The organism is Mucilaginibacter sp. OK283, from assembly GCF_900110415.1.
Taxonomy (GTDB): Bacteria; Bacteroidota; Bacteroidia; order Sphingobacteriales; family Sphingobacteriaceae; genus Mucilaginibacter.
Window position 1 is genome coordinate 1 of the sequence record NZ_FODR01000014.1, and the last position, 13876, is coordinate 13876.

9 protein-coding genes are annotated in these 13876 nt (G+C 42.6%); 2 read left to right on the forward strand and 7 right to left on the reverse strand.

What is annotated here, in order from left to right; translation table 11 throughout:
- Nucleotides 1-689: 689 nt before the first annotated feature.
- From BMX56_RS25080 to BMX56_RS25090, 3 genes are all read right to left on the reverse strand, one after another.
- Entirely contained in the window at nucleotides 690-1298 is a 609-nt protein-coding gene (locus tag BMX56_RS25080) for a porin family protein (RefSeq protein WP_090652458.1), read from the reverse strand.
- A 532-nt stretch (nucleotides 1299-1830) separates the two neighbouring features.
- Nucleotides 1831-3027, reverse strand: coding sequence for a glycoside hydrolase family 88 protein (locus BMX56_RS25085; RefSeq protein ID WP_090652459.1), 1197 nt, complete (start codon nucleotides 3025-3027; stop codon nucleotides 1831-1833).
- Nucleotides 3028-3229: 202 nt separating this feature from the next.
- Nucleotides 3230-4141: an AraC family transcriptional regulator gene (locus tag BMX56_RS25090; RefSeq protein ID WP_090652460.1), complete on the reverse strand. Its 912-nt coding sequence runs from the start codon at nucleotides 4139-4141 to the stop codon at nucleotides 3230-3232.
- A 124-nt stretch (nucleotides 4142-4265) separates the two neighbouring features.
- Here BMX56_RS25090 and ppsA point away from each other — a divergent pair, with 124 nt between their 5' ends.
- Entirely contained in the window at nucleotides 4266-6758 is a 2493-nt protein-coding gene (gene ppsA, locus BMX56_RS25095) for a phosphoenolpyruvate synthase (protein ID WP_090652461.1), read from the forward strand.
- 30 nt (nucleotides 6759-6788) lie between these two features.
- The gene (gene fbp, locus BMX56_RS25100) at nucleotides 6789-7835 is read left to right on the forward strand and encodes a class 1 fructose-bisphosphatase (protein WP_090652462.1); all 1047 of its coding nucleotides are present in this window, start codon (nucleotides 6789-6791) and stop codon (nucleotides 7833-7835) included.
- A gap of 73 nt (nucleotides 7836-7908) precedes the next feature.
- Here the strand turns inward: fbp and BMX56_RS25105 are convergent, their stop codons facing one another.
- From BMX56_RS25105 to BMX56_RS25120, 4 genes are all read right to left on the reverse strand, one after another.
- Nucleotides 7909-8271, reverse strand: a complete 363-nt coding sequence (locus BMX56_RS25105; RefSeq protein WP_090652463.1) for a cupin domain-containing protein — start codon at nucleotides 8269-8271, stop codon at nucleotides 7909-7911.
- 216 nt (nucleotides 8272-8487) lie between these two features.
- Nucleotides 8488-10920: a glycoside hydrolase family 2 TIM barrel-domain containing protein gene (locus tag BMX56_RS25110; protein ID WP_090652464.1), complete on the reverse strand. Its 2433-nt coding sequence runs from the start codon at nucleotides 10918-10920 to the stop codon at nucleotides 8488-8490.
- Nucleotides 10921-11280: 360 nt separating this feature from the next.
- The gene (locus BMX56_RS25115) at nucleotides 11281-12486 is read right to left on the reverse strand and encodes an alginate lyase family protein (RefSeq protein WP_090652465.1); all 1206 of its coding nucleotides are present in this window, start codon (nucleotides 12484-12486) and stop codon (nucleotides 11281-11283) included.
- Between the two features lie 478 nt (nucleotides 12487-12964).
- Nucleotides 12965-13876 carry an SDR family oxidoreductase gene (locus BMX56_RS25120; RefSeq protein ID WP_369829654.1) on the reverse strand — a complete coding sequence of 304 codons (912 nt, stop codon included), beginning with the start codon at nucleotides 13874-13876 and terminating at the stop codon, nucleotides 12965-12967.

Genomic DNA, 13876 nt, shown 5'->3' on the forward strand with positions numbered 1-13876 from the left:
TCATCCGAATCCGCTATATAATCTTTACAAGTTGCCTTGTCTGATTTGTCATTTCTATTACCGGAATCGCTCCGGCTTTTTAACTTCTTTTGCTCCTCAAAGCAACCCTCCGTTTGGGTCTGCAAAGGTAGTATTCCTTTTTACTTTTCCAAAACTTATTTTTTCTTTTTTTTTATCTCTCGATCTTCAAAGAATCTCTTCCGTTTTGTCCGCCTAACCCCTCTCTTCTCTCCCTCCGTGGCGGGGTGCAAAAGTAGTAAACTTTTTCGCTTTCCGAAATTTTATCTGAAGTTTTTTTTGAACCTCTGTTTTTATCCCTTCTCTCCTATCCCTGCTTCAAAAAACCCTTCAGTAAACTTTCTAAGAACAATCCCGCTTCCTATTTGCGGGCTGCAAAGGTAGCTACTTTTAACACTTATGCAAACTGTTTTTAATATTTAATTAACAATAAAATGTAACTCGCTATTGTTCAAAGAATAAAAATATAACGGATAGCTATAATTAGCGGATTAATGGGAAATGTAGCGGCTAACTTATTGCAGGCGCATATTATCTTATAATTAGCCGTTAAAAACCGTATCGCCCCGGGCGACTTAATCTTTGCCAGGGTTTTGGGATAGCAAAAAAGCCCCGATGCGCTCTGCAACCGGGACATCCATTATTATATATTGACTTTGAGTTAGATTCCGTTAAAAAACGTAGAAAATACTGGCCTGGATACTGTTATTCTTGAAGTCACCTAAGATAGCAGAAGGTGTTTCCTGAACCTTTTGCAATCCATAAACATACCTGGCACCAATACCCAAACCAATTTTAGATTGATAACCAAGGCCACCAGCCATACCAAAATCAATCTTTTTAGCAAATTTCGCATCGGTTATACCCCCAAGGTCTTCTTTTACTTTAATACTCGTCTGTGGCCCCGCTTCAACAAAGAAACCTGAGTTAGTACGATATTTGAAGAGGATTGGAACAGATGCATAAGAAAGTTTTATATCCTGTGTGCCAAGTGTACCGCCCTTAATTTTGGCGCCTTGCAGGGAGTATAAAAACTCTTCCTGTACCATAAAATTATCGGTAAACTTATAGGCAACAGTAAGCCCAGCGTGGAAGCCAGGTAATGGATCTGTCGGAAAATTGGCACTTGTAAAATTACTATAGTTCCCTCCTGCAGTAATGCCGAATTCTAACTTTTTCATCAGCTTTTGACCGAAACTCTGACTCTCGGGAGTTGTCTGACTGAAACCTTTGATTGATATCGCAACCAAAACGACTAACATTGATAATAGCTTTTTCATAAATTGTTTCTTTTGTTTTGACTTTTTTGAGCGCCGCCCGCTGGCTGGCTGCTTGATTTAGATCAAAGGTGAGCAGTAAAGAAGCGCCATTATAGCAAAATGTGAACGAAGCGGGCAAAGTTGGGCCCGAAGCGGGATATAAAAGATTCAACTAAAAGCTTCACCATGTTTTTAGTGTAATTGTACATAACGATACGCACAGGAATATAAAGAAGACATCAGCGGAAACTCGCGTCCGAAAAAAGCGTGTGCTAAAGGCACCCGGAGTAGTTAATGTAAAAACAAGGGTACGCGAGACGCGCCGTCGTTTAACGAAAGCGCAATGGAACAATTGGCAAACTACCTGCTATTAACAACAAAAAAGGGACAAAATAGCAAACTAATCTTGTCCCTTTTTAATAGATTATGGTATAAATTTTCAAAGTGAACCACTATCACTCGTCTTTGATTTCAGCAAACAAGTAAACATAGTTCTTTCCACTGTCGGGTTAGCCCCGCAGGAATCGCCGTTGCAAGTCATAATCTTGAGAAATCAATCTACCACCGGCTTTTTGTCATCCAGGTGTTTTTGTCGCAGCAGCGCTTCAAGATAATAGTAATCAGCATAACTTAACGGTAAATCAACTTCGGTGTTCGCTGGCCTTGATCCTGTGCTGTGCAGCAAAATAAAACCTTTGCTTGTACCGGGCCCTGCTGTGTAACGATCGGTTAAGTTTTTAACTATTAAATCGGCTTTCCCCCGGTACAATTTCCCATTGGTACTATAAGTACTTAGCTCATACAATGCAGAAGCCATTACTGCGGCTGCCGACACATCGCGCTGTTCATTTGGTATGTTAGGGGCATTATAGTCCCAATAGGGCACAAGATCCTGCGGCAAAGCAGGATTATCTAAAATAAATTTGGCAACATTTTCTGCCTGGCGCAGGTAAGTTTTATCTCCGGTTTCGCGATAGCACATGGTATAGCCGTACAGGGCCCAGCTTTGCCCGCGTGACCATGCCGATTCATCGGCATAGCCCTGGTGGGTTTGTTTTTTAAGCACTTCGCCGGTTTCGGGATCATAACTTACTACATGATAGGAACTGTAGTTTGCCCTGAAATGATTTTTTATTGTGGTATTTGCATGAGTGACAGCGATTTTATAAAACGATGAATCGCCCGAAAGCTTTGTGGCTTCAAAAAGAAGTTCAAGGTTCATCATGTTATCAATAATAACCGGAAACTTCCATATCCTGTTATCCCATGATTTAATACAGCCCACTTTGGGGTTAAACCGGGTTGAAAGCGTTTTTGCGCCTTCAATAATCACGTCCCGGTAATGCGGATCTTTGGTGAGGCGGTAACCGTTACCCACGCTGGTATAAATTTTAAAACCCATATCATGGGTGCCGCCGTTGGTTTTTTGGTCTTCAATAAACGCGGTAAATGTTTTGGCCAGTTTTAACCATTTCTCCTGACCTGTATATTGATACAGGAACCAAAGCTCGCCAGGAAAAAAGCCACTGCACCAATCTTTAGAAGGCACCAATGCTAAATCGCCATTAGCCGTTAACGAACGTGGTGTTACCCCGACATTGCCGGAATTTTTGGCCTGATCAATTGAGGATAGCATAACCTCGGTTTGCTTTTGAGCCAAGGCAAAACCTTTTGACACGCTTTTTTGAGCAAAAGCATTTAGTTGCAAAAACGCACCTAAAAGGCATACAATTGTATATTTCTTATTCATCATTTAGTTATATATGGGGTATTATTAATTGGCTTTCTGAATTTTTTGACCAGCGTTTTTCAAACAAATAGCGCTACAGTTGTTAATACACGCGCAATTGCATTTGGTACCACGTTAGCCGTCAATTATTTTACGACAACGTTTTCGACAGCATAAATTTTCGATAATAACCGCACGTCTTTATACACCGTGCAAACGTTTTTTATTGGGCGTAGGAAAAAGATGCCCGGGAGCTGCCCGGATTTTTGCGGTACTCTAAGGGAGTTTTTCCGGTGAGTGTTTTAAAGTGCCGATTGAAATTTGAGAGGTTTCCGAAACCGGAGTTATAACATATTACAGCTGTGCTATAATCCTTTTCGCGCAATAACCTGCATGCATAGTCAATCCTGATTTCAATTAAAAATTCAAAATAACTTTTGTTGGTGCGCAGTTTAAAATAACGGCAAAAAGCGTTCGGACACATGTAAACAATATCTGCAACATCCTTTAGCTTAATTGCCCTTGTAAAATTGTTTAACGTGTATATATATATCTTAGATAGCCGCTTTTCGTCAGTTTTATTTAAAGTATCCGCGTCAGGGGTTTCTGTCAGAAATTGGTGTTCCTTCCCCAGGGCTATCGTGTTGAAAAGATTCATTAGAATTGAAAAATGCTCATATACCGGGGCACTCAATAACTTTGACATTAATTCACTAACACTTTTTTTCTCCCCGCCTTCAATATGCAATCCTTTTGCAGCTTCAGTAAAGAGGTTGCTCATTGTTTCGTTTTCGGGGAGCTTCATAAAAGCATCGCCCCAAATATGGGGGTCAAAATGCAGTGTTAGTAACTGCACCTGCAACGGAATTTTCCCGCGCTGCATCAAATCATCCTGGTAAGTGAAGGTATCAAACTTAAACATGTGCGGTGTGTTTTTGCCAATTAATATTAACGTATCGCGTGATACCCGTATTAATTTATCGCCCAGCAATAGGGTTCCCTCACCTTCAATAATATAAATAAGTTCGGTTTCTACATGATAATGAAAATCATTTAAGGCATGATACCGGTTAGCCTCCGTTATGCTTAACGATTTTTTTTGCTGCTTAAAAAATGAATAAAAATGCGTTTCCATTGTACAGTTCTAACCATTTTATAAAACCAACAACAATTATTGGTTAATATAGTATCAGTTATGATTAACATTTACAAATTAAGCTAAATTTTAGCAGGATAATTTTGAGCAAACGCAATTGTTTATGAAAACAGAAAAATTTATCCTCAAACTAACTGAAGCGTCAATTGATGATATTGACATTGTAGGTGGCAAAAACGCCTCGCTTGGCGAAATGCTGCAAAACCTTGGCGGCTTTGGCATTAATATTCCAGATGGATTTATTATCACAGCTGCTGCTTACTATCATTTTATTTCATCAAATAAACTTGATGAAATTATAAAGCAGATTGTTGATGAAACTAATATAGACGACCTGGAAGCGTTGATGCAATGCGGTGCCAGTATTCGTAGCCTTATATGCAGCGGCGAATTTCCACCTGTTCTGGAATCCCAGATAATTGAAGGATATAAAAAGCTGAGCCAGCAATACAATCAAAATAATGTAGATGTAGCAGTTCGGTCGTCTGCTACTGCCGAAGACCTTCCGGATGCCTCCTTTGCCGGTCAGCAGGATACTTTTTTAAACATCAGCGGGGCCGAAAGTCTCCTGGCGGCTGTAAAAGATTGTTTTGCCTCTCTGTTTACCGATAGGGCAATCAGCTACAGAAAGGTATTCGGATACGATCATTTTCAGATTGGCCTTTCTGTATGCGTTCAAAAAATGGTTCGTTCTGATCTTGGTGTTTCCGGTGTTGCTTTTTCATTGGATACCGAAAGCGGATTTAAAGATGCAGTGGTAATTAACGGATCATACGGCCTTGGTGAGATGATAGTGCAGGGGGCGATAAACCCGGATGAATATATTGTATTCAAGCCCTTATTAAAAGAAAGCTTCCGCGCAATTATCGAAAAAAAATTAGGCACCAAGCACCAAAAAATGATTTATGGCGATACCATACAGGAAAGAGTGCGGGTGGTAGAAACATCATCTAATGACAGTACACAATTTTGCCTCAGCGATGACCAGATTTTACAGTTGGCCAAATGGGTGGTGATCATCGAAGATTATTATTCGGCGCTTAAAGGGCGGTGGTGCCCTATGGATGTGGAATGGGCTGTTGACGGAAACTCCGGGGAACTTTTTATAGTACAGGCCAGGCCAGAAACCATACATTCAAGGAAAACCGCGGGCATTGTTATTGAATTTAAAATAGATGATGAAATGCGCCATGAAAAGGTGTTGCTTAAAGGCATTGCCGTTGGCGACAAAATAGCTTCGGGCCGGGTGCATTTACTTAACGGCCTTGAAAAACAAAATATTCACGAGATTAATTTTCTGCCTGGGGATATCATGGTTACCGACATGACCGATCCCGACTGGGAACCCGTGATGAAAAAAGCCGCTGCTATTATTACGAATAAAGGCGGCAGAACGTGCCATGCTGCAATTGTAGCGCGCGAATTGGGCGTGCCGGCTATAGTAGGTTGCGAAAATGCGACCGATATATTGAAAACAGGTCAGCTAATAACAGCATCATGCGCCGAAGGCGAGGCTGGTATCATTTATAACGGCTTAGTCTTTTTTAAAAAAATCGAACAAAACCTGGCTGACTTGCCGGAAATAACAACCCCGGTAATGATGAATGTGGCTTCGCCAGAGATGGCTTTTCAATACGCTTGCTACCCCAATAAGGGGGTGGGCCTTGCCAGGGAAGAATTTATCATTAACAATTATATCAAAGTTCATCCCCTTGCCCTGCTTAAGCACACCGAGTTAAACGATGCAGCATTAACAGAGCACATTGCCGGGATAACAAAAGGGTACGCAAGCGGTGAGGATTTCTTTATCGAAAAACTATCCTACGGGATTGCCAAAATAGCAGCGGCATTTTACCCTAATAAAGTTATCGTAAGGTTTTCGGATTTTAAAACCAACGAGTATTTCAATATGCCGGGAGGTAAGTATTTTGAACCCGTTGAAGAAAACCCGATGATTGGCTGGAGAGGGGCATCACGGTATTATTCTACAGCATACAAACAAGCTTTTGGAATGGAGTGTAAAGCCATTAAAAAGGTAAGGGAGGTAATGGGCCTTGACAATGTGGTAGTCATGATCCCCTTTTGCCGCACGGTTGATGAACTGTTAATGGTTTATAATACGATGGACGAGTTTGGCCTAAAACGAGGCGAAAACAAGCTGGAGGTTTATTTAATGGCCGAAGTTCCATCTAACGTGATACTGGCCGCGCAATTTGCCCAACATATTGACGGGTTTTCGATTGGATCGAACGACCTGACGCAACTTGTTTTAGGGCTCGACAGGGATTCATCATTAGTAGCGGGTTTATATAACGAACGAAATGAGGCGGTAAAAATGATGATATCCCATTTGATCCGCATTGCTAAAAAGCTGAACGTAAAAGTGGGCATTTGCGGGCAAGGGCCATCCGATTTTTCGGACTTTGCCCAGTTTTTGGTTGAAGAAGGTATAGATTCTATTTCGGTAACCCCTGATTCTTTTATGAAAACAGTTAAAGCTATTGGCCAGATTGAGCAGGAGATAAAGCTTAAACAGATCACTTTACCGCAACAACTCATCGAATTACAGAACATAACAGCGAATAGTTTATTTTAATTTTCAAACACTACCATTATCCCATTTACCATGAATGAAATTAAGACCTTAGGCCAGTTTATTATCGAAAAACAAAAAGATTTCCCTTATGCAAAAGGAGAATTATCGAGATTATTAAGAGACCTTGCCATTGCCGCAAAAATTGTGAACCGCGAAATTAATAAAGCGGGGCTTGCCTCCATACTTGGCGATTCGGGTACGGTAAATGTGCAGGGCGAGAGCCAAAAGAAACTGGATGTTTATGCCAATGAACAATTTATAGCCGCGCTACGAAGCGGTGGCGAATGTTGTATGATAGTATCTGAAGAAAACGACGAACACATTAATATTGATTCGGAAATTTCAAAGAACGCCAAATATGTTGTCGCAATAGATCCCCTGGACGGCTCTTCGAATATTGATGTCAATGTGGGGATTGGGACTATATTTTCAATTTACCGCAGGACTTCGGTTTCCGGAGCGGCAACAGTGGAAGACATTTTACAAAAGGGCACCAGCCAGGTGGCCGCCGGTTATATTATATACGGCTCATCTACCATGCTGGTGTATACAACCGGAAAAGGTGTTAACGGATTTACCCTCGACCCATCAATCGGCGAGTTTTGCCTGTCGCATCCCAATTTAACAATCCCCGAAAGCGGGACCATTTATTCAATAAACGAAGGTAATTACATCCACTTTCCGCAGGGTGTTAAAAAGTATATCAAATACTGCCAGGAGGAGGATAAAAATACATTCCGGCCATATACATCGCGTTATACGGGCTCGATGGTGGCCGACCTGCACCGGAATCTTATCAAAGGCGGTATATTCATTTATCCTTATACATCAGCATCTCCTAAAGGAAAATTGCGGTTGGTATACGAGTGCAACCCCATGGCTTTCATCATGGAACAAGCTGGCGGAAAAGCATCTGACGGAGCAACCCGCATACTCGACCTGGAAGTTTATGAATTGCATCAACGCTCTCCCGTCTTTATCGGATCGCGGTTAATGGTTGAAAAAGCCGAAGAATTTATGCGGGTGTTTCACCAGGAGGTGCGTAAAGTACTCAACGGCTACGCGCTTGATGTTTAAAAATTACAATATGAGCTAAGGGGGCTATCGCCCCCTATCTTGTTTCGCTACAAATAATAAGGTGATAAGTTAACTATAGCGTGTATCGCCGGTGGTCATGGTCAACAAACTCCCAACGGCATGGGCCAAAGGCATCAATAAGCATACCGGCCTCCAAACAAACGCAGCCGTGCACAGAATACGGAGGGATGTAATAACCATCGCCCTTGCGTATTATCTTTTTTGTTCCATCTATGGTCATTTCAAATACGCCGCTCTCTACATAACTAACCTGCGAATGCGCATGATTGTGCAACACGCCACAGCCGCCTTTTTCAAACTTTACCTTAACCAGCATAACTTTGTCGTCGTAACCAAACACCTGCCGTTGTACGCCATCCCCAACGGTTTTCCAATCGGTTGCTTCATTATATTGAAAAAGATTACTTTGTATCATGGTAAATGTTTTAGTGGCTGATAGCTGTAAAAATCAATATTACACTCAAATCCCCTAAACTTCACACATAAGCCTTAATATTTCTACGCAAACGATTTAGTTAGGCGCCAAAAATTTAAAAAACTGTTTATAGGTAATCATCCTGGTTTTTAAGGAGTAAAGCGGCTGAGAGCATCCATTAAACGAATTTTAACAACACACCATATACGCTGTTATTTAAAGGCTTAAAAACACAGTTTGCAGCCCCGGCGATTGTACACTAACAACGCTATTGCCTTTATTGGTTTTTATGCTAATAACAGCCCGGCCATTAATAGCCTGCAATTTTGCCGATCCTTTTGAAGTACCCAAATCATCCAGCAAGGTGCCATCGCCGGTTAACGAAAAACTGACCCAGTTAACCGCATCTAAACATAATACGCCCTTGCTATCCAACAACGTTGCCTGTACGGTGACCGAACCATTTCCTTCGCCAATTTTTTCCAGTTTTAGTTTAGCTGGTTTGCCCCATTTTTCGGTTTGATATACTTGTGATACAATATCAGTAACGATAACCCGCCCCTTGCGGGCTTTAAGTATAAGCTCATTTCTGCCTTTCTTAAACTGAACCATCCACCTTAAACCGGCCGCTGGAAAGTCCTGGCTGTTACGCTTTTTGATGCCATAACTTTTGCCATTTACAAATAGTTCTGCCTCGTTGCAGTTTGAATAGGCTTTTACCATTTTTAATTCACCATCATCGCCCCATCTAACCGGCCAGTTATGCCCGTAGATATGCGCCATAGGCTTATCTGCCCAATAAGACTGAACCAAATAATAAATTTCCTTTTTTGTCAAATCACTTTCAACCACCCCCTTCTGGTTCATGTAAGGCAGCGGGTTATCAAATCTTATCGGGGTGGAGAAATCCTTGAACGCCCAAAACGCCGATCCGCTTAGCCAGGGCATAGTATCCTGCTCTTTCAATGTCCAATCGAACAGGTTACAGGTGGCATTCTCGCTCCAATCAGCGTTTTTTAAAAGTTCGGCTGATTTATTGAAGAGCGTAGTATCAATTATTCCGGCGCTATTCCTGATGTTTTCCAGAGCCTTGTCTGCAAGCTCGGAATTGCGGCCCGAGTGGCTGTCGCCGCCCCATTCTGCATGGAAAAAATGCTTTACATTCTTAAACTCATCTTCACTATATTTCCTATACTCTGTATATTTTCCCTTATACCAGCCGGCCCATATGGTAGGTGAATAAACATCCGGAATATCCTTACAAAAATCGCACCGGCGAATAACTGTTTTGCGGGATGGGTCGAGCCGATGCGACAAATCATTTTGTTCGCTCATAAATGCCCTGATTTTAGCTTTATCAAACTCCGGGAAATCGCCGGGCCAATCATTTTCGTTACCCAGTCCCCACAAAATTATGGACGGATGATTGTAGTGCTGATGAATCATGTTGGTTAGCATGCGGCGGGCCTGTTCTTTATATTTATCTCCGCCCAAGCCACCACGGCACCAGGGTTCTTCTTCCCACACCAGCAAACCCAGGCTGTCGCATAAATTTAAAATAATACGCGATTGCTGATAATGCCCAAGCCGGATAAAATTGGCTCCCATCTCTTTTATCATCCGCATTTCCCGGTACATCATGCTATCGGTCATGGCAGCTGCCACACCCGATTGATCTTCATGCCTGTGCGTACCACGGATTAACAGCCGCTTGCCGTTTAAGTAAAACGGACCATTATCGGCAAATAAGAAATCGCGGAAACCTATTTTTTCCTTTCGCGTATATCCACCAGCATCTATCGTGATCTCATACAAGTAGGGATCATTGGGCGACCATAAATGCGGATTATTAACTTTGAATTTGCCAACAGGAACAGCACCATCATTATCAACATCAATGTTGTAAACAGTTTCTGCAACCGTTTTACCCAAGGCATCGGTTATTTTAATATTCCCGATCGCTTTTTTTACCTGATCGGGATTGTAAAATGTAGCCTGAACATCGATTGTACCGGTTTTATATTGTTTATCTAATACCACGCTCGCAAATAAGTTATCGATGCCCAGAGCGGGTTGATAAACCAAATCGAGATATCGGTAAATACCGCCAAAAACATCAAAATCAGATAGCTGCGAGGGGATACTTTCCACATCGCGCGAGTTGTCACAACGTATTTCGATGGGTATAGTTCCTTTAAATTGTTTAGCGAAGGCATCTGTTTTTTTAAAATCTTCAACCGCTTGTGTAATATCAACAAACCATTCATCGTAACCGCCAGCATGAGCGCCAACTTTTGTGGAGTAAACATACACATCGGTTTTTTGGCCTGCCCCTTCAAAAAACAACAGCGTGCGCCCGTTTTTATATGGATTGTTAATGTTTAACCGGCTGCGGTACCAGCCTGGCCCCTGGTAGTAATTCCCTGCGGGGTCAACGGCGTCACGGGCGTTAAAACAGTGGGGCAAAGTTACCTTTTGCCATAGGGGGTAATTGTCCGGCCCGTCTTTAGTCAGCGGCCGTACGGTTTCCCATATGCTGCCTATATCCTGCTTTAAAAATTCCCAGTTATTATTCAGCCTTATTTTTTGCTGGGCGTTTGTAACCAGGTTTATCAATAAAATGCCAACAAACAGTATAATTCTTTTCATCCTCATATATTAATGAGCGTTCCGCTACATGGCAAACGCATCTAATTGGGTTAACATAACTTAACACATTTCAGATAAATACCTTACAAGTACATGATAATCAATATATTATATTTAATCATGGTTAACATTAAACTCATCGCGCAATTTAGGCTCATCCAAATATTTGTGCCTGTCGCCGGCCAATACATGTCCCTTCGGCACCTTGATCATTTTACCAGGACCAGGCAATACAAACAAGGTATTGTTTGATGCTTATATCTTCCCAACGCCATAAGCTTATTCTGTTAGCTATTATTAAATGACAGCTTATCGTCGTTAACTATTTAGATCTGTTTACCCTGGTTGTAGCTATTAAACTTAATGATGGTCATCTCCCCACGGCCTTGGACGAGGATAAATTGCAAAAACCTTATTAAAATCAATCCCCGGGTATTTTTCCTCAGCAAGGCTGCAAATGGTTAATGTTTCGCCATAACTAATAGGTTCTATTTGTTTGTACGGCCAGTCTTTTTGTTTCAATAAGTACGGCATTATCCATTCAATACATTTTTTAATTCCCCTCCCCTGTTTTTCGGTATGCCATAAATCAATATCCACCCGGTCTGCAAGTGTAGCCAGCATGCTCCAGCCGGTCAGGTTCATGTTCGAATAACTCCATGACCGCGTACGCTCCAGTTCTAATGGCTGGCGGCCCTCGGCTGTAAATTGTGTATCTATCCTGGCGATAGTCCGGTTTTGGAGAACTTCCTTTGCCAGCTTGTCGTTTCCGGTAAAAAGGGCAAAATCAACTACCTGCACATCGTAAAAAGTACCGTGGTTGTTGCGTGCCTGCCTTTCTTCATTCCCGTTTTTGCTTTTTTGCAGCCATGTCAAATATTCGGCAAACCAATGCTTTACATTTGTTTTGAGGTCGGCGGTTATACTTTTACTATCCTGCATCATGGCAAGGGCATCCGGAATAACAGCCAGCGCACGGCTTTCAATTATACCTATACCACGGCCATCATTAATGCCAGGAATATATTGGGCATAGTTAAAGTTGGGGGCCATTTTTGTGGCGGTATCAATAAACCAGGTACGCATTAAGCCCGCTGCTTTTTGGGCATACTGCTCATCGCCAGTAAAATAGTAGGCAAACCCCAGTTTTTTAACCGCCCGGCATAAATCATTTAGTTGCGAATCGTCGTGCAGCAGGTATATTTCGGGGTTGCGTTCGCCATCTTTGCGAATGTAGGGCTTGCCATCCGGCTTCGACGGGTCGGCCCACCAGTAAGGGGCCTGGCTAACATAATCATGCGGGTTACCGCTTGGCGCAACCCTGGTTTTATGGAAAGTTACCGAATATGGGCCCGCCGCTAACTCTTTATCAGCATCGGCTAACAACGATTTAATTTGGTTGCTGATAGCTGTATCACCGGCCTGGTACTGTTTTTTTAAGACGGATAATTGCTGTACATTCTGTAGCAGGAACCCACTTACCTTTTTGTTTTGAGCGGAGGCATTAACACCTGCCATAATTAAAACAACAACGAGGTATCGCACGGAAAACAATTTCTTAGGCATATCAATAAATTAAGTTTTTCAGTTTATTGGCAAATGGGATTAAATCAAACATCCGCATAAAAACCATTCAAAAATTTAGTTGGGGAGTATTTATTTACGAAAACGATGGAGATACGTTTTATAATAAGCTGTTTGCCTGAAATTTAGTTAGGAGGCCCTGGTTTTTCAAGAACGCGCTATCATGTTACAGATATTATAGATGCACGGGTGTGGCATCTCTTTTGAAATTAAGAAAAAACAAGAGGCTCCTACGGAGCCAAAAACGAGATATTTTTCGCTATAAACATGTAACTCGGCTGAAGTTGGAAGTGGTTGGTTTATGATTGACTCCGGAGGAGTCGGGTGTTTATAGCACAAGAAAATCCGAAAACCGGGCTCCGCAGGTGCCTCCTTTTGAAAGCGATTTCGTAAGAGGTGTGGCGCTGCCGGTTAAGCAAACCAGGCTTTGGCTTAAATTATTAGTGTTGCCGAAAGGTAACTATGCCGAGCGGGTAGATTTCTCAATTTCATCCCACATTTCGGCAGGTATCATTTCGAGTGCGCTGAACTGGCCGGCACCCTGCAGCCATTCGCCGCCATCTATGGTAATTACCTCGCCGTTGATATAAGCTGAAAAATCGGACACAAGGAAAGCGGCCAGGTTGGCCAGCTCCTGGTGCTCACCTACACGTTTAAGGGGTACCCGGTTTTTAAAATCAAATTTTTGGGCCATGTCCCCCGGGAGTAAACGTTCCCAGGCTCCTTTGGTTGGAAAGGGACCGGGCGCAATGGCGTTTGTTCTGATGCCGTGCCGGCCCCATTCAACGGCTAACGACCTGGTCATGGCCAGCACGCCACCCTTGGCACAGGCCGAGGGCACCACATAAGCCGAACCTGTAAAAGCATAGGTGGTAATAATATTCAGTATGTTACCCGGTATTTTTTCACCGATCCAATATTTGCCCAAAGCCAATGAGCAATTGGCCGAGCCTTTTAACACGATATCGATGATGGCCGAGAACGCGTTTGCCGACAAGCGTTCGGTAGGCGAAATAAAATTACCCGCCGCGTTGTTCAGCAATACATCTACCCTGCCAAAAGTTGCAATGGCTTGTTGCAGCATCGTTTCAACTTCGTCATACTTTCGTACATCGCAGACTATGGGCAATACCTTGCCGCCGGTTGCAGATTCCATTTCGGCTGCCGTTTGCTGCAGCACATCCAGTTTGCGGCTGGTGATAACCAGGTTGGCGCCCAGTTGTAAAAAGTAAGTGCCCATAGCCTTACCCAAACCGGTGCCGCCACCTGTTATGATGATGGTTTTACCTTTCAAGGCATCATCCCTTAACATACCGCCGGCATTTACTGGATTAGGGCTTTTAGAATTATCGGGAGTTGAAGGATCTGTCAT